The sequence below is a fragment of the Corynebacterium timonense genome, from assembly GCF_900105305.1.
GTDB lineage: Bacteria > Actinomycetota > Actinomycetes > Mycobacteriales > Mycobacteriaceae > Corynebacterium > Corynebacterium timonense.
Genome location: NZ_LT629765.1, coordinates 791,983 through 816,010, shown reverse-complemented (window position 1 = coordinate 816,010; position 24,028 = coordinate 791,983). Strand labels below are relative to the sequence as shown.

The following is a 24,028-nucleotide window of genomic DNA, read 5'->3' as shown; positions in this document are numbered from 1 at the left end:
GAGGTTGTGAACGGTGTGAGCGGATGGGGGCAGCCTCCGGTAGAGGTGGAGGTATTCACACGAGCACCGGTCGCGAGGGCTTCCATATCGCACCTTTGATCCCGACCGGCAGAGCAAGGATGGTTGAGCTGGTCATCACCCACGGATGGCCCCACGGATGGACGCAGCGCCGGGTCGCTGAACGCTTCCAGTTCTGCCCAGCCACCGTCAGCAGGTGGGTGAGCCGGGCCCGCCGCAGCGAAGTGCTCACCGACCGTTCCAGCCGGCCAACGCACGTGTGCGCACCAGCTGCCGGTGCGCACCCAGCGCCGCATCATCACACTGCGGTTTACCCGCCAGTGGGGCCCACACCGTATCGGTTGCCATCTCGGTGTCGCGCGCTCCACCATGCCGAAACTAGCCCGCATCGACCACGCCACAGGCCTGCCGGTGCGCACAGCACGACCAGTGCGCTACGCACACAGCCAACCCGGCGACATGATCCATGCAGACATCAAAAAGCTCGGCCGCATCCCCGACGGCGGGGGCTGGCGCGTGCCCACGGGCGAGGCTCTGAACAGGATCGCCGGACAGGTCGCGCCCGCAACGCACAAAGGCAGGATGGTGCGCCCGCCGGACGCGGGTACTCCTACCTGCATCACGCCGTGGATGATTACTCACGGATGGCGTACTCGGAGATCCTGACCGACGAAAAGAAGCACACCGCGGCCGGGTTTATGTGGCGTGCCTGCGCGTTCTTTTCCGCCCACGGCGTCGAGGTCGCACGGGTGATGGCCGATATACCGTGCCTGCTACCGCTCCCAAGCGTTCAACGCCGCCCCTGGGCACGATTAGGCATGTTGACACCAAGCCGTACCGCCCGCAGACCAACGGCAAAGAAGGACGGTTAACCGCACCCTGATGCAGGAATAGGCCCACATCCGCCCCTACACCAGAGAAAAGGCCCTGTCAGCAGACGTACGCGAAGTTCATCCACGACTACAACGACCATCGAGCCCACACCGCCATCGGTGGCCTCACCCCCGCACAATGCGTTCACAACGCCACGGGGGGGTACAACGAGCACTGACAGCGAAGAGCAAACGCTAGTGCATAGCGTACACATGCCGCATTCCCAGCTATTTCTCTGCTCCGAGTGGACTTTGCCTGAAACGTGTACTAAACTTCCAAACACGCACCACCTCGTTCGGTGAGGCTCCTGTACGCACACAGGCCACTGAGCTAGCGCGCATCGAGAGATAGCGACAGCTTAGGACAGATATTCTCGGCGCAAGGGTTTATCCAAAGTGGCTCCGTTTCGGTTACGGCGTACAGTGCCAAAGCTCTTACGTGGAGGGGTAGCTATACACGAGGCCCGCCCGCTGCTTCAGGCGCGCCTTCTCATTTGACCATTGTGGCAACTGGTGGCCCACGACCTGCGGGAGGTGATGACTACATGCATAGTCAGCCCCCGAGTTCGCTCTAGCAGCCTGCTCGTTTCCGCGCCCGATCTCAGTGTCGACGCGCCTTTCCCACCCCTCATCGCCGTGTGCGCCGCAACCACCGCGCATAAACGGTCGATCACACATGACTGAAAGGGAAATTAGCCATGTTTCACACTTACACATCTCTCATCCAGTCCACGCTGCGCGAAGGATCCGTGGGCCTACGAATGAACACCACCTTCCTGCAGCTTCCGGAGTCCCTTACTGCGGGAGAAGCCATCACCGCCCTGCGCGGGGAGATCGCAACCACGCAAGACAGCTCCTACATCTACCTACACGACGGAAACCGGAAGCTCTCGGGCGTAGTCTCCTTCCGCGAACTCGTGCGCGCCGAGAAGAATGCCCCCCTTCGCTCCGTTGCCTCCGAGGTGACGCATAGCGCGCTGCCGGAGGACGACGACGAAAAGTGCGCACACCTCATCTTTGACGAGAATCTGCGCGGTCTGCCCATCACCGCCGGCGGTGAACTTGTCGGTGTCTTGAGCGCGGACGAAGCCGGCTCCATTCTCGACAACGAGACCGACGAAGACTTCCAGCTCATCGCCCCAACGCGGCTGTTGAAGACGTCATTGAAAGAAACCGGCGTCTGGGCACTCTACCGCAGCCGCGTGCTGTGGCTGGTCGTGCTCGTCTTCGGCAACATCTTCTCCGGCGCCGGCATCGCCTACTTCGAGGATCTTATCGCCGCGTCGGTGGCGCTCGTGTTCTTTCTGCCCCTCCTCATCGACTCGGGCGGAAACGCCGGTTCCCAGTCCGCCACACTCATGGTCCGCGCGCTTGCGACCGGCCAGGTTCGGCCCCGCGACTGGGCTCATTTGATCGCCCGAGAAGCAATGATCTCGGCATTGCTTGGCGGCACAATGGCACTCGCCGTCTCCATCCTCGGTATTCTTCGCGGCGGACCGGACATCGCGCTCGCAGTCGCGCTGTCCATGGTCGTCATTGTGATGATCGGCAGCTTAATCGGCATGTCCCTGCCCTTCATCCTGCAGAAGATCGGGCTAGACCCTGCGAACGCCTCCGCTCCGTTGGTCACTTCGATCTGCGACGGAGTCGGCGTCCTTGTTTACTTCTTCATCGCATCGCAAATTATGCTTTAGGCGGGTCGCACGGCCTTGATCACGGCGTCGACGTCGAGCGCGACGTCGACCTGCGTGTGCTCGGCGAGGTTCTTCACCGCGACGACACCGCCCTCGAGTTCGCGCTCACCCAACACGAGGGCGTAGGACGCGCCTGCTCGGTCGGCGCCCTTCATCGCGCCCTTGAGCCCGCGCCCGCCGTAGGACATGTCGGCGGAGATGCCGGCGGCACGAAGGGCGTCGACAAGCAGGCTCATGCGCCTGCCGGCCGCCTCGCCGATGGCGACCCCAAAGACCTCCACTCGCTTATCGACGCCCTCAAGACGCACCCCTTCCGCCTCAAGCGCGAGGACCGTGCGGTCGACGCCCAGGCCAAAGCCGATGCCCGAGAGGTCCTGGCCGCCGATCTGGGCCATCAGCCCGTCGTAGCGCCCGCCGCCGCCGATACCGGACTGGGCGCCGAGTCCGTCGTGGACGAACTCGAAGGTCGTCTTGGTGTAGTAATCCAGCCCGCGCACCATCCGCGGGTTAATCACGTACTCCACGCCGAGATCGTCGAGGGTGGAGGTGACGGCGTCGAAGTGTGCGCGCGATTCCTCGGAGAGGTGGTCGAGCATGAGGGGGGCGTCGGCAAGCATCTCCTGCATTTCGGGGCGCTTGTCGTCGAGGACGCGCAGCGGGTTGATCTCGGCGCGGCGGCGGGTGTCCTCGTCCAGCGGCAGCGCGAACAGGAAGTCCTGCAGCTTCTCGCGGTACTGCGGGCGGCAGGTGTGGTCGCCCAAGCTGGTCAGCTCGAGACGGAAGCCCGTCAGCCCGACGGAGCGGTAACAGCGGTCGGCCAGGGCGATCACCTCGGCGTCGAGAAGCGGGTCGTCAACACCGATAGCTTCGACGCCGACCTGCTGAAGCTGGCGGTAGCGGCCCGCCTGCGGGCGCTCGTAGCGGAAGAACGGGCCGTAGTAGTTGAGCTTGACGGGCAGGTAACCGCGGTCGAGGTTGTGCTCGATAACCGAGCGCATGACGCCCGCAGTGCCCTCCGGGCGCAGCGTCACCGACCGGTCACCCCGATCCGCGAAGGTGTACATCTCCTTGGAGACGATGTCGGTGGACTCGCCGACGCCGCGGGCGAACAGGTGCGTGTCCTCAAAGACCGGAAGCTCGATGTGCTGGTACCCCGCGATCCGGGCCTGGCGCGCGAACTCGTCGCGCACCGTGATGAAGGTGGCGGACGCCGGGGGAACGTAATCGGGAACACCCTTCGGCCCCGACAGGGCCGCGAGCTTGGGGGCCTGGGAGGAATCGGTCATGGAGACCTAGTCTAGCGCGGCGTTCGCCTCGAGCAGGTACGGGTTCGTCGTCCGCTCGTGGGCCATCGTGGTCGTCGGACCGTGGCCCGGCAGGACTGTGAAGGAATCGGGAATCTCCCACACCGGCCCCCGCAAGCTCTCGCGCATCTGCTCCGGCGCGGAATACGGCAAATCCGTCCGGCCGATGGACCCCCGGAACAAGACGTCGCCGCTGAGCACAAAATCGGCGCCGAGGAAGAGCGTGCTGCCCGGCGAGTGGCCGGGCGCGTGGCGAGCGCGCAGCTCCACCCCCGCGAGCGTGAGCACGTCGCCATCGGCGACGTGGGTGACGTGCTCGGTTGTTTTCATGGTGGCCACGTCGAAGGGGAGTGCCAACCGGGCGAGCGACTCCTCCGCCGGGTCGAGCATGAAGGCGTCGGCGGCGTGGATAAAAGTCTCCACACCAAACGCTGCCGCGTCGCGCACATGGTCGATGTGGCCGTGGGTCAGCAGCACCGCCACGAGCTCCGCCCCCTCCGCCTCGGCCAGCTCGACGGCGCGGGCGTGGGCACCCAAGCCGGGATCGACGACGACAGCCTGCGTGCGCCGCACCCCGCCGACGACCACCTCGTTGACCATGAGGTAGCAATTCGTCTGAAACGGGCCCGCGGCAAAACCTGCGATCTTCATGCGCTCTACCCTATCCGCCCGCGTTCCGTCCGCGCGCGGGGCGACGGAGCGCGCCTGATAAGCTGAACTGCCGAACCTGGCGGCCCGCAGCCGCGCGCCCCATGACGAAAACGCCCCATGACGAAAACACAGTGAGGATGAACACCGTGGCGAACAACGAGCAGCGGGGCCGCGACGCCCTGAAGAACCTCGAGCGTGAAATCAACGCGCGCGACCGCAAGGAAAAGTCCGGCCCCTGGGCCATCGCGGCGATCTCCGCCGCCGTCCTCGTCGCAGCCGGCGGCGGGATTTACTTCCTGGCCAACCAGGACAGCGAGGAATCCACCGAGGCCGCCGAGGAGACCACCACCGCCACCACCTCGCAGGAGCCGCCCCAGGCGGAGCCCTTGGCGTACACGCGCGCCGAGGCCCTGCCCGAGACCGTGTCTTGCAGCTACGAAAATGCCGGGGACCCGGCCAAGGACGTGGGCACGCCCCCCACGGAGGACATCTCCACCACGGGCACCGTCACGGTCAACCTAGAGACCTCCGCCGGCCCGATCGGCATGGAGCTCGACCGCTCCGTCTCCCCCTGCACCGTCAACGCGATCGAGTACCTCGCCTCCGAGGGCTACTTCGACGACACGGTATGCCACCGCCTCACCACGAGCGAGGGGCTGAAGGTGCTGCAGTGCGGCGACCCGTCCGGCACCGGCGCGGGCGGCCCGGGCTTCCAGTTCGCCAACGAGTACCCGACCGACGAGGCCGTCGCCCAGGTCGACGACGCCGAGGTGCCCGAGAATATTCCCGCCGAGCAGCAGGACGCCTACAAAGCACAGATGGTGCAGTCCGAGCCGGTGCTGTACGAGCGCGGCACGATCGCCATGGCGAACGCGGGCGTGGACACCAACGGATCACAGTTCTTCCTCAACTACGGCGATTCCATGCTGCCGCCGGTCTACACCTACTTCGGCACCATCGACGAGGCTGGGCTGGAGACCCTCGACGCGATCGCCGAGGCCGGGGTCGCCGACGGGGCTGCCGACGGCGCTCCCGCCGAGGAGGTCACGATCACCTCCGCAACCGTGGCGTAGAGGCGCCTGAGCGGCGGCTGTAGTGTCCATGACACCTTTCGGCCGGAAAAGTATTGCGCATCGTCGGCTGTTCAGGTTATCCTGACCCCCGTCACACCGCCCCTCCAAGGATTGGACAATTCAATGAAACTTCGTAAGGGTTTCCTCGCGGCCGCTGCCGCCGCCTCCATCGCCACCGCCGGCGTCGTCGCCCCGGCCCACGCTGACGAGGGCACCACCCCGCCGGCCACCAGCACCACGCCGACCACCACCCCGCCGGCCACCACCCCGTCGAAGGAGCCCGGCTCCTCCGACGGCTTCGGCTCCTCCGCAGACTTCCAGAATCTGAATTCCAAAGAAAAGGCCGACACCATCACGAAGTGGCTCGGCGTCGCCACCGCCGTCATCAGCGTCCTCGGCGCGCTGTTCGGCTTCGTCGCAAAGTACATGCCGAACGTCTTCCCGAAGGCCTAACCCGCGGGGAACGTCCTGGCCGCCGGCTCACAGCCGGCGGCCTTTTCGTTGTGTGCTAGGCCGTGACGCGGTACACGTCGAAGACGCCCTCGATGTTGCGCACCTGGTTCATGAGAGCCCCGAGCTGCTTCGTGTCTGACACCCCCACGGTAAAGCGCATATCCGCGATGTAGTCGTCGCTGATCTGCGAGCTTAAGGAGACGATCGGCAGCTTCTGCTCGGACAGAACGCCCGTCAGCTCGGCCAGCAGGCCCTGCCTGTCCAGCGCCTCAACGTGCAGCGTCGCGATGGTGGCGCCGCCGGCGGATGTGGAGCTGGCCCAGGAGACGTCGACAAGCCTCTCGGGCTCCTCCTTCAGCTTGGCCGCGTTGGTGCAGTCGGAGCGGTGCACCGACACTCCCCCGCCGCGTGTGACAAAGCCGAAGATCTCGTCGCCCGGCACCGGCTGGCAGCACTTCGCCAGCTTGGCCATGACGTCGGGGCTGCCTTCCACGAGCACCCCCGTCGTGGAATCGCGCGGGACCGCCGTGACCAGCTTCGACAGGGGCGTGCGCGCCGCCAGCGCGTCGACGGCGTCGCCCTCGTCGCCGAAGAGGTCCGTGAGCAGCTTCGCCACGTGCTGCGCGGAGACGTTGCCCGCGCCGATCGCCGTGTAGAGCGCGTCGACGTCTGGGTAGTGCAGCTGGGTGGCCACCTGGCGCATCGACTCGGAGGTGAACAGCCGGTGCATCGGCAGGCCGCCGCGCTGGACCTCGGCGGCGAGCGCGTCGCGGCCCGCCTCGAGGTGCTCCTCGCGGCGCTCCTTAGCAAACCACTGGCGGATCTTCGTGCGCGCCCTGGGCGAGACCACGAAGTCTTGCCAATCGCGCGAGGGGCCAGCGTTCTCGTCCTTCGAGGTGAAGATCTCCACCTTGTCGCCGGACGTCAGCTTCGACTCCAAGGCGACAAGCTTGCCGTTGACCTTCGCGCCGATGCAGCGGTGGCCCACCTCCGTGTGGACGGCGTACGCGAAGTCGACCGGCGTGGAGCCCGCCGGGAGGTTCACCACCCCGCCCTTCGGGGTGAAGGCGAAGATCTGCTGGCTTGTCAGGTCGTAGCGCAAGGAGTCGAGGAACTCGTTCGGGTCGGCCGCCTCTTTTTGCCAGTCGAGCAGCTGGCGCATCCACGCCATCTGGTCCACCTCGGCCTGGTCGCCCTTGTGCGAGCCCTTCGTCTCCTTGTAGCGCCAGTGCGCAGCGACGCCAAACTCGGCGTTGTAGTGCATTTCGTGCGTGCGCACCTGCACCTCGAGGGCGCGTCCGCTTTCCGTCATCACCGTCGTGTGCAGCGACTGGTACACGCCGAAGCGGGGGTTGGAGATGTAGTCCTTGAACCGCCCAGGCAGGGCCGAATACAGCGCGTGAACCACCCCGATCGCGGCGTAGCAGTCGTGCACGTTGTCGACCAGCACGCGCAGGCCCACGAGGTCGAAAATTTCGTTGAACTCGTGGCCGCGCACCACCATCTTCTGGTAGATCGACCAGTAGTGTTTCGGGCGGCCCATCACCTCGGCCTGAATGTTGTTGGCCTTCAGCTCCGCCTTGAGCTGGCCCATGATCTCCTTGAGCGCCCGGTCACGCGAGGGGGCGTGGTCCGCCACCAGCCGCACGATCTCCTCGTACTTTTTCGGGTACAAGATGGCGAACGCGAGGTCCTCGAGCTCCCACTTCACCGATGCCATGCCCAGGCGGTGCGCCAGCGGAGCGATGACGTCGAGGGTCTCGCGGGCCTTCTTCGCCTGCTTTTCCGGGGGCAAAAAGCGCATCGTGCGCATGTTGTGGAGGCGGTCGGCCACCTTGATCACCAGCACGCGGGGGTCCTCGGCCATAGCCACGATCATCTTGCGGATCGTTTCCGCCTCCGCGGCCGCGCCGAGGGCGACCTTGTCCAGCTTGGTCACGCCGTTGACCAGGCGCGCCACCTCGGGGCCGAAGTCGCGCGTGAGGTCGTCGACCGAATACTCGGTGTCCTCTACCGTGTCGTGCAGCAGCGCCGCCACGAGCGTGGTGGTGTCCATGCCGATCTCCCCGCAGATCGTCGCCACCGCCAACGGGTGGGTGATGTAGGGGTCGCCGGACTTGCGGTAAACCCCCTCGTGGAGGCGCTCGGCCGTGGCGTAGGCGCGGCCGAGCAGCTCGGCGTCCGCCTTGGGGTGGTACGTGCGGTGGATAGCCAGCAGCGGGTCGAGCACCGGGTTCGTCTTGGCCCGCCCGCCCGTCAGCGAGCGCGCAAGGCGAGCTGACACGCTGCGCATGCTGGCTCCGGTGCGCCTCGGCGCCTTCTCACTAGCCATAGCGTGCACCTCTTTCTCGCCTGTTGCCGCTGCAGCTACTCCCCTTCGTTCGCGAGGACGACGAGGGGTGCGCCGGCGAGCCGGTCGCGCCCCCCGAGCCCGTCGACTTCGAGGACAACTACGTATCCCACGACGCTACCACCTGCCCTCTCGATGAGGTCCGTTGCCGCGACGAGCGTTCCCCCGGTGGCCAGGACGTCGTCGACAAGCACAACCTTGCGCCCCGCGAGCTCGACCCCTTCGGCCGGGATCTCGAGCGCGGCGGAGCTGTACTCGGTGGTGTATTCCTGGGTGATCACCGGCGGCGGGAGCTTACCGCGCTTGCGGATCGCCAAAATGCCCACACCGAGGTCGTAGGCGACCGCCGAGCCGAGGAGGAAACCGCGCGCGTCGAGGCCGCCGATCATGTCGGCGCCGAGATCGCGGCTCGCGTCCGCAAGCTGCTTAATGACGGCCGACAGCGCTGCTCCGTCCGCCAGCACCGGCGTGAGGTCCTCAAAAACGACGCCTTCTTCAGGGAAGTCCGGCACACGCCGGATCTTGTCCGCCAGCGCCTGCGCGGCGGACGCGTACCTCTGCTGTTTCGCTGAATCTGTCAAGGGGGTCCTCACTTTGAGCTGGAGCTTACGGGGTGTTCGCGGCCTCAGCGACCTGCCAGCGGTCCATGTTCCAACCAAGCCCGGCGGTGCCCGTGTACACGACTACGTTACCGACATTCCTGTCAACTGCGAACGCACGAGGCTGGACCGCCAGCGGAAGGGAATCCAACGCGTCCCACGCCGCCCGCTCCTGGCCGCGAAGCGCCGGAAGATCCTGGGCCCGCGGCGCCGCCCCCGGGTACTCGGTGTAAGAGTCGACAGGGCGCAGCAGCACGTCGATGCTGCCGTCGACGACGACCTCCTCGCCGCTCTCTGAGACCTCCATGTGCGTCAGGTCGCGCAGCGTCTTACCGCCGCCTGCGTCCACGACGCGCACCCCCGCCTGCTCGCACGAGGCGCGCAGCGCGTCGATCATCGCCGCAGAACGCGGGGCGGTGCCGGCGTAGCCCACGCGCACCTCCATGCCGTCCGCCGCGCGGGCGGCGTCCAAGTTCACCTCCATGTGCGGGCCGACGATATCGCCGAAGCGCCGCGCCAGGGGGTCGCTGCCGGACACAAGGTGCACCCCGTGGGCCGCTACCTCGACGCCTGACGCCTGGCTCGATGCCTGGGCGGCCGCCTGCTGGTCCACGCACGCTGAGAACGCCCGCCTGGTGCCGAGCTCCGCCCACGGGCCGGCCGAGGAGAACGTCAGGGAGTCCGTGAGTTCTCCGGGCAGGGTGGTCACGTCGTAGGGGTTGCCCTCCGCGTCCACGTCGATCCACTCCGGGTCAGGTTCCGTAAGCTCCGCGACGCGCAGCACACCCGCCTGCTGCATCGCCTGCGGGTCCGCGCTGGCGGGCCACACCACGAGCTGCGGGGTGCGCGGGGCGTCGCCGGGGTACTCGTCGTTGGCCACCAGCTCGACCTCCCCGGACGGGCCGACGGAATCGATCATGTAGGGGCCGAACGACACCTGCATGGAGGGGTCGAAGTGATCCAGAGAAAACCCGTCGCGCCAGGCGCTCGCCACGGGGCGCAGGCGCTCGACGTCGTCGCTGGCGAGCACGTCACCCAGGTCCTGGGGGGAGATGCCCGCGCGCTGTGCCACGGCGTGCGCCGGCACGACGGTCCCCGCGCCGAACAGACCGCGCCATCGCGCGCCGCCCCCCTCAGCGAACACCACCGTAAACTCCTTGCTCCCGGGCGCGCACTGGAGCTCCTCCACCTCAGAAAACAGCGGCATGTGCGAGCCGAACAGCTCCGGCATCTGGCCCGCCTTAAAAGCAAGCAGGTAGTCGGTGCACGTCACCGGCGTCCCGTCGGAAAACGTGGCGTCCTCCGCCAGGGTGTAGACCACCTGACGCTGCGCACCGGGCAGAACTTGCGTCGTCGCCAGATCGGTATTGGGAATCATCTGGCCGCTTGGCCCAGGCACGAAAACACCCGGGTACAGCCTGCTCGACAGTGCGTGCGCGAGCTGCGACGCGCCCTCCATGGTGCCGGCGTTGGTGGTGGTCACGTCGCTGCCGAGCTGGTAGCCGAAGGCCGCCGCGTCGGCGCCGCCATCGGTGCGTGTTCCAGTCTGGCCCAGCGACGCCACGAGCGCGCCCACCGCGACCGCGGCGAGCACTGCGCGAATGGGATTCATCGAGACCGTCCTTTCCGCGAGTCGGGGGTTATGGGGTGCTCCGTGCGGGGAGCGGCCGCTCCCCTAACGCGCGCCAGGCCTCCACGACGCCGTAGGCTGACTCGTCGGCCCCGACGGGGCGACCGGGGCCTCCACCGTGCGGCGCGACGACGATGCCGCGCCCTCGCCTGCCGCCGCGTCGTCGAGCTCGCCCGCTCGGTAGGCCTCCACCTCGCGGTTGTGCTCGCGGTACGCGCGGCGCCGGTTCACAAAAGTTACCAGCAGCGAGGAGGCAAGGAAGAGCGAGGAGATGACGCCCTCGATGACGCCAATGAGCTGAATCAGTGCGAGGTCGCGCAGCGTGCCCACGCCCATCAGCCACACGGCGACGATCATGAGCGCAATAATCGGCAGCGCCGAAATCACCGACGTGGAAATCGAGCGCATGAGCGTCTGGTTGACCGCCAGGTTCGTCTGCTCGGCGTACGTGGAGCGGCGGGAATCGAGCAAGCCCGTGGTGTTCTCGCGCACCTTGTCGAAGACGATGACCGTGTCGTAGAGGGAGAAGGTGAGCACCGTGAGCAAACCGATGATCATGGCCGGGGTGATCTCGAGCCCAAACAGCGCGTAGATGCCGAGGATGATCACACCGTCGGCGATGAGCGCGCCCATCGCCGCCAGCGCCATGTCGCGCTGCAAGCGGACGGCCACGTACACCGCGGCCGCGAGGAAGAACACACCCATGGCAAGCAGCATGCGGTTCGTGATCGTCGAGCCCCAGGACTCGGACACCGTCGAATCACCAATCGCGTCGGGGGTCACGTTGCCCTCCGAGTCAGCGGGCTGGTGCTGGTCGTAGATCTCCTGGCGCGCGTTATCGATCTGCTCCTGGCTCAGGTGCTCCGAGTTGATCTCCAGCACGCGCGAGTCGCCGGCGCCGACGATCTGGGTCAGTTCGGGGGTCACCCCCGTCGCCTCGACGAAGGTCTGCTCGACCTCCTCCGCGACGAGATCACCCGCCGGCATGCTGATCTTCGTGCCGCCCTCAAAGTCGATACCAAGGTTGAACCCGCGCAGAAGCATCGCGGCGATCGAGATGACAAGCAGGACGAGGGTGATGGTGTACCACAGCTTGGAACGGCCAACGAAGTCGATGGCACCGTCTCCGGTGTACAGCCTGTCGAAGCGGGAGCGGCGGGTCGTGCGGGTTGCGTTAGCGGTGCTCATCTCTACTTCTCCTCAGGGTCGGCGGAGGCAACAGCCACCGCGTCGCGGTTGGCGCTGTCCGACGTCCGCGCGGCGCGTTCGTCGTCGACAAGCTTGTATATCTTCGTCATACCGTTGACCGCGGGACGCGCCCAGAACGGTCGCCGCGACGCCAGGATCATGAGCGGGGCCGTGACCAGGAAGGTAACCACCAGGTCGAAGACCGTGGTCAGGCCCATCGTGAAGGCGAAGCCCTTGACCTCCCCGACCGCGAGGATGTACACGACAACGGCACCGATGAGTGTCACCATATTACCCGTGACCACCGTTTCCTTCGCTCGCTCCCAACCGCGGGCCGTGGCGGAGCGGAAGGTCTTGCCCGTACGCAGCTCGTCCTTAATGCGCTCGTAGATGACCACGAAGGAGTCGGCGGTCGTGCCGATACCGATGATCAAACCGGCGATGCCGGCCAGGTCGAGCGAGTAGTCGATCCAGCGACCCAGGAGCACCAGCGAGCCGTAGACGAGAGCTCCGGCGGCGACGAGCGTCACCAGCGAGATCAGGCCGAACAGACGGTAGTAGGCGAAAACGAAGACGGCCACGAGCGCGAGCCCGGCCAAGCCGGCGTACAGGCCGGCCTGCAAGGAGGCCAGGCCGAGCGAAGGCGGGACCGTCATCGCGGTTCCTCCGGGCTCGCCGTCCTCGCCAGCGAAGGAAAGCGGCAGCGCACCGTAGCGCAGGTTGTTCGCCAGGCTCTCGGCCTCCTCCTGGGTGAAGTTACCCGTAATCGAGGTCGCGGAGCCGGGCGGGGTGGCGCCCTGGATCACCGGCGCCGAGATGACCTGGGAGTCGAGGGTGATGGCGATACGCTGGCCGATCATCTCGCTGGTCAGCTGCGCCCACGTCTGGGAACCGTTGGACTCGCCGTCCTGGCTGAACGCGAAGCTGATCTCCATCTGGCTGGTCTGGGGGTTCAGGCCGCCGGTGATGGGGCGAGAGGTATCAATCTGCTCGCCGGTCAGGCGCTGGCCGTCCGGTTCACTCTGCCCGTTCAGCAGCGGCACCGGGCCCAGCAACAGCGGCTGGCCGGCTGTGGAGTCGCACGCCACCAGCGGCTTGTCCTCCACGTCGGTGCCTGCCAGCGGGTCGACGCTCTGCTCCTGGCACAGGCCGGACATCAGCGCCATGGCGGCGGCCTGTTCCGTCGGGTCCTCCGACTGGCGCGTCTCGCGCAGCATCTCGGTCGTCGCCTGGCGCCTGTCCGACGCCTCGACCGGCCCGTCGGGCTCGTCGATCGACTCCGCGGTGACCGTCAGATTATTCTCGCCCTCGAGCTGGCTACTCGCCAGGTCGAGCACCTCCTGCGCGGACTCCACGGAGATCACGTCGTATTCCACCCACGAGTTCGCCATGCCCTGAAGGACATCGCCTAGGCGCGCGGGGTCCGGCACCATCCCCGAAAGCACCGGCCGGAAGGCCAGCTGCGAGGTCTGGCCGAGCGTTCGCACGGCCGAGGTGTCGTCGCCCGCGGCTTCAATCACCAGCGTGTTGCCGTCGACGACGACGGAGGCGCCGCTCACACCCATGCCGTTGACGCGGTTTTCGATGATGTTTCGGGCCTCTTCCAGCTGCTCCCGCGTCGGCTCCTCGCCCTGCGGGACGAGCGTGACGCGGGTCCCGCCCTGCAGGTCAATGCCGAGCTTCGGGGTGGCTGAGTTGTCTCCTGTGAAAAACACGAGCGAATACACAAGGACGACAATCAGCGCGAATAGGCCCATCGCCTTCGCTGGCCACGTCCGTGACGTGTTCGCATTGCCCCCACCGGAGCGCCGAGATCGTGCGGACACTAAGGTCTCTCCTCTACATCATTCCTGCCGTCGATACATGCATTCCCGCCCGTGGGCTGACAGCGGCCGGGTGAACACAACGCGTCATGCTACGGTACCGCACCCCGCCGACACGCTTCGCCCGCGCTAAACGTCCTCAGGACGGGCTGCGCGTTGGGCCACGCTGGTGCGCTCCACGGTGATCACCGTGCCGGGCGCGACCTCGAGGCCCAGGACCGACTCGTCCGCCGCGACGATCGTGCCGTGCACACCGCCGATGGTGATGACCGCGTCGCCTTCGGCAAGGCTCGCCCGCAGCTGGGCAACCTCCGCTTGCTGCGCCCGCTGCTTCCGCATGAGCAACAGCGACGGCAACATAAAAACCACGATCAGCACAAGGATAAGAAGCCCACTCATGGCTACTCATTATTGCAGCTGTTAGAGCAGGTTCAGCTGACCGGGTGCCTCCGGCGGGGGCGCCAGGCCGACGTGCTGCCACGCCGCCGCCGTGGCCACGCGCCCGCGACCGGTCCGAGACATCAGCCCCGCGCGCACGAGGTAGGGCTCGCACACCTCTTCCACCGTGGCGGGTTCCTCCCCCACGGCAATCGCTAGGGTGTTCACCCCCACCGGCCCGCCGCCATGGCCGCGAATCAGCGAATCGAGCACGGCCCGGTCGAGCCGGTCCAGCCCGAGCTCGTCGACGTCAAACACTTCGAGTGCCGCGCGGGCGGCGGCGAGGTCGACGACCCCGTCACCGTTGACGTCCGCCCAGTCACGCACGCGCCGCAGCAGCCGGTTGGCAATGCGCGGAGTGCCCCGCGAACGCGAAGCGATCTCGACCGCCGCGTCCTGGTCGATTGACACCCCCAGGATGCCCGCGGCGCGCGTGATCACGCGCGTGAGGTCGGAGACCTCGTAAAACTCCATCTGCGCGGTGAACCCGAAACGATCACGCAGCGGGCCCGTCAGCATTCCGGCGCGCGTCGTCGCGCCGACGAGGGTAAACGGGGGGATTTCCAGCGGGATCGACGTGGCCCCGGGCCCCTTGCCCACGATGACGTCGATGCGGAAATCCTCCATCGCCATGTACAGCATTTCTTCGGCGGGCCGGGCGATGCGGTGGATCTCGTCGATGAAGAGCACGTCGCCCTCCATGAGGTTCGACAGCATCGCCGCCAGGTCGCCGGCCCGCTCCAAAGCAGGGCCCGACGTCATGCGCAGCGACGTGCCGAGCTCCTGGGCGATGATCATCGCCATCGTCGTCTTCCCCAGCCCGGGCGGGCCCGACAGCAGGATGTGGTCGGGGGTCACTTGCCGCCGCCGGGCCCCCGCCAGCACCAGGTTGAGCTGCTCGCGCACCTTCGGCTGCCCGATGAACTCCGTGATCGACTTCGGTCGCAGGGACTTTTCGACGTCCCGCTCCTCGGCAGTCGCTGTGGCGTCGATAAGCGAATGCTCGCGGGGCTCAGGGAGGGAAAATTCAGTCTTCTCGACGTCCGACATGCGCTACACCCTACCGCTTGCCCAACTCACTCAGCGCCGCGCGCAGCACGCTTGACGACGCCGTCTCGGGCGCCTCCGCCGCATGCTTCTCCACGACCGGCCGTGCCGCACGCTCCGTAAAGCCGAGCCCGACCAGCGCCTCGACGACCTGCTCCACGACAACGCTCGACCCCGCCTCCGCGGGAGCCGCGACCTGGGTATCCGGCTGCGGAGCGTAGCCCGCGACCTTGTCCTTCAGCTCGAGGACCATGCGCTCGGCCATCTTTTTTCCCACCCCCGGGATCGACTGGATCGCCTTCGCCTCGCCCCCGGCGATGAGGCGGGCGAGCTCCGCCGGCTCGAAGACGGACAGGCACGCCAGCGCGAGCTTCGGGCCTAGGCCGCTGACGGCCTGCAACGTGTGGAACAGCTCGCGAGCGGCGGTGTCGGTGAATCCGTAGAGGGTCACGCCGTCGTCCTTGACCACCATCGACGTGAGCACCCTCCGAGACTCGCCGCGGGTGAGCCCCGCGAGCGTCGGCGGCGCCGCGAGGAAGCGGTAGCCCACCCCGGCGCATTCGATGACGGCGTGGTCGAGGCCGACGTCAAGGACTTCTCCGTTGAGCGAGTCAATCATCGGACGCTCACTCCTGACCGAGTGGTGGGTGCCGAGAGCGCGGCGCCGCGCGCGATGAGCGGGGCGCGCCAGCAATGGCACACCGCGATCGCGAGCGCGTCGGCGGCGTCCGCGGGCTTCGGCGGCTCCCCGAGCGCCAGGATGCGGGTGATCATGGTGGTCATCTGTTTCTTGTCGGCGCGGCCGTTGCCGGAGATCGCCTTCTTGACCTCAGAGGGCGTGTACATGTGCACGGGGATGTCGCGCTCGGCCGCGGCCAGAATCATGACGCCCACGGCGTGGGCCGTGTGCATGACGGTGGAAACATTGCCGCGCTCGAAGATCCGCTCCATCGCAATGACATCGGGCTGGTAGTCATCGATCCACTCCTTCACCGCCCGCGACAGCCGCAGCAGACGCTCGGCCAGCTCAGAACCGGCCGGCGTGCGAGCGACGCCGACCGCGACGGGGAGGACCTGGCGCCCCCTGCCCGCCTGGACAACAGACAGTCCACAGCGGGTCAGGCCGGGGTCAATGCCCATCACCCGCAAGCCTTCCAGATCCATGCACATGCCCCTCCTGGCCGCAGCCGATTATTCTGACACACCTGTTCTACCACAGGGTGCCGCTGGGGAGGACTAGTCCTCGTCAAGCTGGGCGGCGACCTCGTCGGAGATGCTCATGTTCGTGTACACGTTCTGAACGTCGTCGGAGTCCTCGAGGGCGTCGATAAGCCGCTCCATCTTCTTCGCGCCGTCGACGTCGAGCTCGACCTCAACGGACGCGCGGAAGTCCTGGTCGGCGTCCTCGACCTCGATCCCCTCGCTCTTCAGCGCGTCGCGCACCGCGTGCAGGTCGGTCGGCGCGCAGACAACCTCGAACTCCTGACCGCGATCGTTGACCTCCTCGGCCCCTGCTTCGAGAACGGCCGCGAGGACGTCGTCCTCCGTCAGCTCGCCCTTCTTCACGGTGACCACGCCGACGCGGCTAAACATGTAGGCAACGGAGCCAGATTCGCCGAGGTTGCCGCCGTTTTTCGACATCGCGGTGCGGACCTCGGTGGCGGCGCGGTTGCGGTTGTCGGTCAGGCACTCGATGAGCACGGCGACGCCGTTGGCGCCATAGCCCTCGTACGTCACCGATTCCCAGTTCGCACCGCCCGCCTCCTCACCGGAGCCGCGCTTGCGGGCGCGCTCGATGTTGTCGTTGGGCACGGAGGCGCGCTTCGCCTTCGCGATCATCGTCTCCAGGGTCGGGTTGCCGGCCGGGTCACCGCCACCCGAGCGAGCCGCGACCTCGATGTCCTTAATCATCTTGGCGAACATCTTGGCGCGCTTTGCGTCGTTAGCAGCCTTCTTGTGCTTGGTGGTCGCCCACTTTGAGTGGCCTGCCATACGTTGTCTCCCCTTTCCCTCAAACCTCACGCCCTCCGACGGGCCTCATTAACGGTGGTCCAGTATACGCATGGCCGTACCAGCGACGACGCAGCGGTGGCGCGCGGTGGGGCAGGCGAGCCGCGGTTAGCCCTCCGTCTGCGCCCGGGGTACCGAGCTGGCCCCCTCGCGCAGGTCACGGGTGAGCCCCTCCTGCATGCACACGGCGACCAGGTTGCCCTCGGAGTCGTAGATCTTGCCCTGCGTCAGACCGCGGCCATGGTGAGCCGAGGGCGTGGACTGGTCGTAAAGAAGCCAGTCATCGGCGCGGAAGGGGCGCAAGAACCAGATGGCGTGGTCGAGGGAGGCGAGCTGCACCTTATGGTCTGGATGCGGAATCATCGCGGTGTAGAGCAGCGTCATATCCGACATGTACGCCAGGGTGCACACGTGGAAGGTGTCGTCGTCGGGCAGCGGCACCTTGGACTTAAACCAGACGAGCTGCTGGCCAGAGGCATTCTTATCGTGCTCGAACTGATCTTGGGGAACAAGGCGGAAGTCCCAATCCGACCACTCGGAGGACAGCCCCTGGAAGCGCTGGACCGTGCGGGCAATCTCGGGGTCGACCTCGTCCGGCCGCGGCACCTGGCGCATCGGGTCCTGGTGGTCGGGTCCGGTGTCGGTGGTGACGTGGAAGCTGGCCTGCATGGAGAAGATCACCTCGCCCTCCTGCACCGCCTCGACGGTGCGGGTGGCAAAGCTGCGGCCATCGCGGGGACGAGAGACCCGATAGATGGTCTCCGAGTTCGCGTCGCCCGCGCGCAGGAAGTACCCATGCAGGGAATGCACCCGCATGGCTTCGTCGACCGTGCGGGTCGCCGCCACGAGGGCCTGGCCCGCGACGTGGCCGCCGAAGGTGCGGACAAACACGGTCGAGTGCATAGCCCTCCCGCGGTAGATGTTCTTGTCAATGCGCTCGAGGTCGAGGACTGCTTGGATCGCCGGTGTACTCATAACCGTCAACATTAGCGCCCCGCGGCGCGCTGGCCAGCCGAGACTAGGCGGAGACTCGGAGACTAGCCGGAGACTCGGAGACTAGGCGGAGATCTCGCGCAGGTCGCAGTAGACCGGCAGAGGCGCCGTCCCCCCCAGGCGCAGCACACGCACGAGGGGACGTAGCCGTAAAGCACGAGTATCGGCCACCGCGTCGTTGTAAAAGCGCACCGCGAGCAGCACCCGCGTGTTCGCGTCGCTGTCGTCGCGGGGATAGCCGCCCGCGGTAGCGTCCACCCGCGCACGGAAGCGCTCCTCCGCGTCGATGCGCGCGGAAAAATCCCGAGGGCGCAACGGGATGGCTTCCACCCTCCGCGCCTCGTGCGCGAGCTGCGGGTCGTGCGCGACCACGACGGCGAGGCGCCGATCCAGAGCGGCCTGCAGGGCGTCGCGCGAGCGGTCCACGCGGATGTGCAGGCGGTCGAGGCGCTGGGCGGTGATCGTCGCCCACACCACGGCCGCGGTCACCGCGACCGCGACCAGCACCCACAGCGCGAGGGACACCGGTTCACTCACGAGGCGGTCACCTTCTCGCCGCACGAGACGGTCTCGTAGACCGTCTCAATCCGAGTCGCCACGCTCTCCCAGTCATAGAGGCGGGAGCGGACGATCCCGGAGTCGATAAGCCGGTTGCGCAACGCTGGGTCGTCGATAAGCACGCGGAGCTGCTCCGCAAGCCTCGCCGAGTCCCCGACCGGGAAGAGCGCGCCGGCCGGCTGCTCCGCCTCGGCGTCACAGACCGCGGCGAAAGCCTCGAGGTCGCTGGCGACGACAGCGCACCCGGCCGCCATCGCCTCCACGAGCACGATGCCGAAGGACTCGCCGCCCGTGTTCGGAGCGACGTAGATGTCGGCGCGGCCGAGGATGCGGGCCTTCTCGTCGTCGGAGACCCGGCCGACAAACTCCACGCCCGGCACCGCCCGCGGGCTGCCCCCGCCGATGACCGTGACGCGCACCGGGCGCCCCACCGCCGCGAGGGCGGCGAGGAAGATATCGAGGCCTTTGCGGGGCTCGTCGAGGCGGCCCAAAAAAACCATCTCGACGTCCGAGGTGGAATTGCGCTGCCCCCGCGCCCGCGCGAAGCGCTGGGTGTCCACCCCGTTCGGAATGAGCACGGGGTCGGTGCCCACCTGCTCAACCTGCCAGCGCCGCGCCATTTCGCTGACCGCAATCCCGCCGCGGATCTTGTCCAGCCCGATGCGCAGCGTTGGCAACGCGGCGCGCAGCACGAGCGAGGAGGACGCGGAGGCGTGGTACGTGGCCACGATCGGGCCCGAGGCCATCATGAGCGCCGCCAGCGAGTAGCTTGGGGCGTTCGGCTCGTGAATGTGCAGCACGTCGAAGTCGCCGTCGGCGATGAAGCGGCGCGTGATCTGCCGCACCCGCGGGCCGATGGACAGCCGGGCAACGGAGCCGTTGTAGCGCACCGGAAAGGCCGCGCCGCCGCGGGTGACCCACTCCGGCAGCGCGACCCCCTCCGAGGCCGGGCCCAGGACCTCAACATGGTGGCCGCGGGAGCGCAGCACGCCCGCTAGGTCAAGGATGTGGACCTGAACCCCGCCCGGTTCGTCGAAGGAATACGGGCAGACGAGACCAATACGCACGAAGGGCTCACCTCCGCCACGGCACCGGGCGTCGGAAGGGCCGGTACTGACGGTCCGAGGGCCACATCGGCTGCAACATGTGCCAATCGGCCGGGTGCTCGGCGATGTTCGCGGCGAACCTGTCGGCGAGCCGCTGCGTCGTCTCCTCCACCGTGGTCACCTCCAGCTCGGGGTCAGCCTTCAGGCCCCACGCTGGCTGCTCATCCGTGCCCTCAAACCAGGAATGCACCGCGAACAGCGCCGCGCCCGTGTCCACCGCGAGCTTCGCGGGGCCCGCGGGCATAGTGGTGCTCTCGCCAAAGAAAGTGACGGGCACGCCGCGCGGGGTCAGATCGCGCTCCCCCATCAGGCACACGATGCCGTTCCCACGCAGCACCTCCGCAAGCCTCGCGTAGGGGTGGTCCCCACCGGTGAGAGGCAGCACCTCGAAGCCGAGGGACTCCCGGTAGTCCACGAACGCCTCGTAGAGCACCTCGGGGCGCAGCCGCTCGGCAACGGTGGCGAAAGTGCCGTAGTGCTGCACCAGCCACATCCCCGCCATGTCCCAGTTGCCCGAGTGCGGCAGCGCGAGGATGGCTCCGCGGCCGCGCTCGAGGGCCGCATCAAGAAAGGGACGGCCGGACACGCCACGGGTGATCGTCTCCAACACCTGCGGGTCCCCCGCAAGGCGCGGCAGACGAAACGCCTCGCGCCAGTAGCGCGCATAGGAGCGCATCGAATCACGCACCAGCTCGCGCGTGACGTTCTCCGGGCCCACGACCCTGCTAAGGTTGCGCCGCAGCATGTCCATCCCGCGCCCGTCGTCCGAGGCGCGGTCGGCTCCGGCAGTGAAAAGCCCCACGGTGAGCGAGTCCGGGAGGGCACCGACAACCTTCCACCCAGCGAGGTAGCCGAGGGTTGCCGCGCGTTCTGTCACGTCCACGAGCTTCTCCCCTTCCTTAGGTTCCCGCCGGAGCGGCGATCGTCTTCGCTGCGTCCTCGTCGTTCGCGGCGAGGCGCAGACGCTGGACAACAGTAATCGCCGAGCCTACTAGGAGAAGCCACAGCGCCCCCTCGAGCGCGTACGGCACCCCCGCCCCCTCCAGGATGAGGCCCACCACCGCGACGATGAGCCGTTCGGCGCGTTCGATGAGCCCGCCGACGATACGCAGGCCGCCCGCCTCGCCGCGCGCCTTGATGTAGCTGATCACCTGCGACAGCACGAGCACCGCCAGCGCGACAGCGACGTTGAGCGACGCGGCGCCGTCGACGTAGACCATCCACATGACGATCGCCCCAAACAGCGCGCCGTCGGTGATGCGGTCGCAGCTCGCATCGAGGGTCGCCCCGTAGGCTGTTCCCCCACCGCGCAGGCGCGCCATCGTCCCGTCCACCATGTCAAACGCCGCGAAAAAAATGCACACGAGCGCCGCCGGGATGAGGTGCCCGAGCGGGATGAGCACCACCGAGGCCGCCACCGCCGCGGCCGTGCCAATGAGGGTGGTCATGTTCGGCGTCAACCCGATACGCAGGAACGCCTTCGCCACCGGTTCGACGACGACGGAGGCCGGCTTCCTGCCGTAGACGCTAAGCATCGCCCGACACCTCGTTGTTCTCCTCCCGCTCGACCTCGGCCCAGCCCTCCGCCAGAAGCTCCCGGGTCTGCCGCAGCAGCTGCGGCAGCACCTTCGTTTCGCCGAGCACCGTCATAAAGTTCGAGTCACCCGCCCACCGCGGCACGACGTGGAGGTGGAGGTGGTCGCCCACCGAGCCGCCCGAGGCCTTGCCCAAGTTGAGGCCCACGTTGATCGCCTCCGGGCGCGAGACACGCTTGAGAGTCCTCACGGCGCGCTTGGCAAAGACCATGAGCTCCGCCGTCTCCGGCTCCGTCAGGTCCTCGAGCTGCGCGACCTTTCGGTAGGGCACCACCATGAGGTGGCCCGAGTTGTACGGAAACAGGTTCAACAGGGCGTAGACGACCTCGCCCCGGGCGACGATCAGCCCGTCCTCGTCGCTCCGCTGCGGGGCTTCAAGGAAAGGGTCGGTTGGCTTATCGACGTCATCACCCGGCGTCGAGGCGATATAGCTCTGCCGGTAGGGGGCCCAGAGCCGCTGGAGGCGGTCCGGCTCCCCCACCCCGCTGTCGACGTAGCGTCCGTTATCCGCGGCGGGCTGCACAGCTTTCCTCACTTGGCTGATCGTTGACCTTGTCGCGCACCCAGGCGTCGATAAGCTCGATGGCCTCGGCGACGGGCACCCCGTTGATCTGGGAGCCGTCGAGGAAACGGAAACTCACCGCGTCGGCCTCGACGTCGCGGGCCCCAGCAAGCAGCATGAAGGGGATCTTGCCGGTGGTGTGGGTGCGGATCTTCTTCTGCATGCGGTCGTCCGACGAGTCCACCTCCGCGCGCAGGCCGCGGGCGCGCAGCTCGGCGCAGACCTTGTCTAGGTGCGGGGCGAAGTCGTCGGCGACCGGGATGCCCACAACCTGCTTCGGGGCGAGCCACGCTGGGAAGGCGCCGGCGTAGTGCTCGAGGAGCACGCCGAAGAAGCGCTCGATGGAGCCGAAGAGCGCGCGGTGGATCATCACCGGGCGCTTCTTCGTGCCGTCGGGCGCCGTGTACTCGAGGTCGAAGCGCTCGGGCAAGTTGAAGTCGAGCTGCACCGTGGACATCTGCCACGTGCGGCCGATCGCGTCGCGCGCCTGCACAGAGATCTTCGGGCCGTAGAAGGCGGCGCCGGCGGGGTCGGGGACGAGCTCGAGGCCCGACTTCTCCGCCACGGACTGCAGGATATTCGTGGAGCGCTCCCAGATCTCGTCGTCGCCGATGTACTTCTCCGGGTCCTTCGTGGACAGCTCGAGGTAGAAATCGTCGAGGCCGTAGTCCTGCAGCAGCGAGATCACGAACTCAAGCACGCGGGTCAGCTCGTCTTCCAGCTGGTCCTCGGTGCAGTAAATGTGGGCGTCGTCCTGTGTGAAGCCGCGGGCGCGGGTCAGGCCGTGGACCACCCCGGACTTTTCGTAGCGGTAGACGGTGCCGAACTCGAACAGGCGCAACGGTAGCTCACGGTAGGAGCGCCCGCGGGAGTCGAAGATGAGGTTGTGCATCGGGCAGTTCATCGGCTTGACGTAGTAGTCCACGGCCTGTTTGGTCACGTGGCCGTCGTCGTCGACCTCACCGTCGAGCTTCATCGCCGGGAACATGCCCTCGGCGTACCAGTCCAGGTGGCCCGACTTTTCGAAGAGCTCGCCCTTGGTGACGTGCGGGGTGGACACGAAGGAGTAGCCGGCCTCGATGTGGCGGGCGCGGGAGTGCTCCTCCATAGCCATGCGCACCGTCGCCCCGTTCGGGTGGAAGACCGGCAGGCCCGAGCCGATCTCGTCGGGGAAGGAGAACAGGTCCAGCTCGTTGCCGAGGCGGCGGTGGTCGCGCTTTTCCGCCTCGGCGATCATGGTCATGTACTCGTCGAGCTTTTCCGCAGACTCCCACGCGGTGCCGTAGATGCGCTGCAGGCCGGCGTTGTTCTGGTCGCCGCGCCAGTAGGCTGCCGACGAGCGGGTAAGCGCGAAGGCCGGGATGTACTTGGTGGTGGGCACGTGCGGGCCGCGGCACAGGTCGCTCCACTCCACCTCGCCTGTCCGGGGGTTGACGTTGTCGTAGTGGGTCAGCTCGCCCGCGCCGACCTCGGTCGCCTCGTCCGAGTTGGGGTCGACGTTGCCCTTGTCCTGGATGAGCTCGAGCTTGTACGGCTCGTCCTTGAGCTCCTCGGCCGCCTGTTCGGGGGAATCGTAGACCCCGCGAACGAACTTCTGGCCCTGCTTGATGATCTTCTTCATCCGCTTCTCCAGGGCCTTGAGGTCCTCTGGGGTAAACGGCTCGGCGACGTCGAAGTCGTAGTAGAAGCCGTCGTTAATAGCAGGACCGATACCGAGCTTCGTGCCGGGGAACTCGGCCTGCACAGCCTGGGCGAGCACGTGGGCGCAGGAGTGGCGGATCACGGAGCGGCCCAGTTCGCTCGACGCCGCAACCGGCAGAAACGTCGCGGCAGTGTCGGGGGTGTGAGAGAGGTCTTTGAGGTTGCCCTCGGAATCCTGGACAGCGACGACGGCATCGGGGCCCTTGTTGGGAAGGTTCAGGTCGCGCATCGCCGCCCCGACCGCGGTGCCGGCGGGGACGTCGAAGGGTTCGTACTGGACGACGGGTACTGCGGCTGCCTCGCTGGCCATGAAGGGCGCTCCTTTGCGCTCGCGGTGTGCGACATACCTGGCCGCCCACCTAG

The 24,028-nt window shown here is 67.2% G+C and carries 22 protein-coding genes, 1 pseudogene and 1 riboswitch; of the genes and pseudogenes, 4 read left to right on the top strand and 19 right to left on the bottom strand.

Annotation, left to right across the window (positions count from 1 at the left end; translation table 11 throughout):
• Window positions 1-119: 119 nt before the first annotated feature.
• Window positions 120-1,069, top strand: a pseudogene (locus BLT81_RS03955) (IS481 family transposase).
• A gap of 105 nt (window positions 1,070-1,174) precedes the next feature.
• Window positions 1,175-1,342: riboswitch (M-box (ykoK) riboswitch) on the top strand.
• A gap of 246 nt (window positions 1,343-1,588) precedes the next feature.
• Complete coding sequence (locus BLT81_RS03950; RefSeq protein WP_081582962.1) at window positions 1,589-2,584, top strand: magnesium transporter; 996 nt, start codon at window positions 1,589-1,591, stop codon at window positions 2,582-2,584.
• Here the strand turns inward: BLT81_RS03950 and hisS are convergent.
• The gene (gene hisS, locus BLT81_RS03945; protein ID WP_019194527.1) at window positions 2,581-3,870 is read right to left on the bottom strand and encodes a histidine--tRNA ligase; all 1,290 of its coding nucleotides are present in this window, start codon (window positions 3,868-3,870) and stop codon (window positions 2,581-2,583) included. The two genes, BLT81_RS03950 and hisS, sit on opposite strands and share 4 nt — an antisense overlap.
• Window positions 3,871-3,876: 6 nt before the next feature.
• On the bottom strand, window positions 3,877-4,539 hold the full coding sequence (locus tag BLT81_RS03940) for an MBL fold metallo-hydrolase (RefSeq protein ID WP_019194526.1): 663 nt from the start codon (window positions 4,537-4,539) through the stop codon (window positions 3,877-3,879).
• A gap of 146 nt (window positions 4,540-4,685) precedes the next feature.
• Between BLT81_RS03940 and BLT81_RS03935 the strand changes: the two genes are divergently transcribed.
• Both BLT81_RS03935 and BLT81_RS03930 read left to right on the top strand, forming a co-directional pair.
• Complete coding sequence (locus tag BLT81_RS03935) at window positions 4,686-5,612, top strand: peptidylprolyl isomerase (RefSeq protein WP_040421613.1); 927 nt, start codon at window positions 4,686-4,688, stop codon at window positions 5,610-5,612.
• A 123-nt stretch (window positions 5,613-5,735) separates the two neighbouring features.
• Window positions 5,736-6,065: a hypothetical protein gene (locus BLT81_RS03930; RefSeq protein ID WP_019194524.1), complete on the top strand. Its 330-nt coding sequence runs from the start codon at window positions 5,736-5,738 to the stop codon at window positions 6,063-6,065.
• 55 nt (window positions 6,066-6,120) lie between these two features.
• Here the strand turns inward: BLT81_RS03930 and BLT81_RS03925 are convergent, their stop codons facing one another.
• From BLT81_RS03925 to thrS, 17 genes are all read right to left on the bottom strand, one after another.
• Window positions 6,121-8,397, bottom strand: coding sequence for a RelA/SpoT family protein (locus BLT81_RS03925; protein WP_040421554.1), 2,277 nt, complete (start codon window positions 8,395-8,397; stop codon window positions 6,121-6,123).
• A 35-nt stretch (window positions 8,398-8,432) separates the two neighbouring features.
• A complete protein-coding gene (locus BLT81_RS03920; protein WP_019194522.1) occupies window positions 8,433-8,996 on the bottom strand; it encodes an adenine phosphoribosyltransferase in 564 nt (187 codons plus the stop codon).
• Between the two features lie 25 nt (window positions 8,997-9,021).
• Window positions 9,022-10,626 carry an ABC transporter substrate-binding protein gene (locus BLT81_RS03915; RefSeq protein ID WP_019194521.1) on the bottom strand — a complete coding sequence of 535 codons (1,605 nt, stop codon included), beginning with the start codon at window positions 10,624-10,626 and terminating at the stop codon, window positions 9,022-9,024.
• A gap of 63 nt (window positions 10,627-10,689) precedes the next feature.
• The gene (gene secF / locus BLT81_RS03910) at window positions 10,690-11,832 is read right to left on the bottom strand and encodes a protein translocase subunit SecF (RefSeq protein WP_019194520.1); all 1,143 of its coding nucleotides are present in this window, start codon (window positions 11,830-11,832) and stop codon (window positions 10,690-10,692) included.
• Window positions 11,833-11,834: 2 nt separating this feature from the next.
• The gene (gene secD / locus BLT81_RS03905) at window positions 11,835-13,589 is read right to left on the bottom strand and encodes a protein translocase subunit SecD (protein ID WP_019194519.1); all 1,755 of its coding nucleotides are present in this window, start codon (window positions 13,587-13,589) and stop codon (window positions 11,835-11,837) included.
• A gap of 195 nt (window positions 13,590-13,784) precedes the next feature.
• Window positions 13,785-14,054 carry a preprotein translocase subunit YajC gene (gene yajC, locus BLT81_RS03900; protein WP_019194518.1) on the bottom strand — a complete coding sequence of 90 codons (270 nt, stop codon included), beginning with the start codon at window positions 14,052-14,054 and terminating at the stop codon, window positions 13,785-13,787.
• A gap of 21 nt (window positions 14,055-14,075) precedes the next feature.
• Window positions 14,076-15,143 (bottom strand): Holliday junction branch migration DNA helicase RuvB, encoded by a 1,068-nt coding sequence (ruvB, locus tag BLT81_RS03895; RefSeq protein ID WP_019194517.1) that lies wholly within the window; start codon window positions 15,141-15,143, stop codon window positions 14,076-14,078.
• A 10-nt stretch (window positions 15,144-15,153) separates the two neighbouring features.
• Window positions 15,154-15,759 carry a Holliday junction branch migration protein RuvA gene (ruvA, locus tag BLT81_RS03890; RefSeq protein ID WP_019194516.1) on the bottom strand — a complete coding sequence of 202 codons (606 nt, stop codon included), beginning with the start codon at window positions 15,757-15,759 and terminating at the stop codon, window positions 15,154-15,156.
• Window positions 15,756-16,304 (bottom strand): crossover junction endodeoxyribonuclease RuvC, encoded by a 549-nt coding sequence (ruvC, locus tag BLT81_RS03885; protein WP_019194515.1) that lies wholly within the window; start codon window positions 16,302-16,304, stop codon window positions 15,756-15,758. Before ruvC ends, ruvA begins: the two co-directional genes overlap by 4 nt.
• Before the next feature lie 72 nt (window positions 16,305-16,376).
• Window positions 16,377-17,132, bottom strand: coding sequence for a YebC/PmpR family DNA-binding transcriptional regulator (locus BLT81_RS03880; RefSeq protein ID WP_019194514.1), 756 nt, complete (start codon window positions 17,130-17,132; stop codon window positions 16,377-16,379).
• A gap of 126 nt (window positions 17,133-17,258) precedes the next feature.
• The gene (locus tag BLT81_RS03875; protein ID WP_019194513.1) at window positions 17,259-18,125 is read right to left on the bottom strand and encodes an acyl-CoA thioesterase; all 867 of its coding nucleotides are present in this window, start codon (window positions 18,123-18,125) and stop codon (window positions 17,259-17,261) included.
• Between the two features lie 81 nt (window positions 18,126-18,206).
• On the bottom strand, window positions 18,207-18,680 hold the full coding sequence (locus tag BLT81_RS03870; protein ID WP_019194512.1) for a hypothetical protein: 474 nt from the start codon (window positions 18,678-18,680) through the stop codon (window positions 18,207-18,209).
• Window positions 18,677-19,768 carry a glycosyltransferase family 4 protein gene (locus BLT81_RS03865; protein WP_019194511.1) on the bottom strand — a complete coding sequence of 364 codons (1,092 nt, stop codon included), beginning with the start codon at window positions 19,766-19,768 and terminating at the stop codon, window positions 18,677-18,679. Before BLT81_RS03865 ends, BLT81_RS03870 begins: the two co-directional genes overlap by 4 nt.
• 7 nt (window positions 19,769-19,775) lie before the next feature.
• Window positions 19,776-20,690 carry a phosphatidylinositol mannoside acyltransferase gene (locus BLT81_RS03860; RefSeq protein ID WP_019194510.1) on the bottom strand — a complete coding sequence of 305 codons (915 nt, stop codon included), beginning with the start codon at window positions 20,688-20,690 and terminating at the stop codon, window positions 19,776-19,778.
• A gap of 16 nt (window positions 20,691-20,706) precedes the next feature.
• Window positions 20,707-21,342 (bottom strand): phosphatidylinositol phosphate synthase, encoded by a 636-nt coding sequence (pgsA, locus tag BLT81_RS03855; protein ID WP_019194509.1) that lies wholly within the window; start codon window positions 21,340-21,342, stop codon window positions 20,707-20,709.
• A complete protein-coding gene (locus BLT81_RS03850; RefSeq protein ID WP_231286647.1) occupies window positions 21,335-21,937 on the bottom strand; it encodes an ATP adenylyltransferase in 603 nt (200 codons plus the stop codon). The genes pgsA and BLT81_RS03850 overlap by 8 nt, the downstream gene beginning before the upstream one ends.
• Entirely contained in the window at window positions 21,906-23,975 is a 2,070-nt protein-coding gene (gene thrS / locus BLT81_RS03845; protein ID WP_019194507.1) for a threonine--tRNA ligase, read from the bottom strand. The genes BLT81_RS03850 and thrS overlap by 32 nt, the downstream gene beginning before the upstream one ends.
• Window positions 23,976-24,028: the final 53 nt, after the last annotated feature.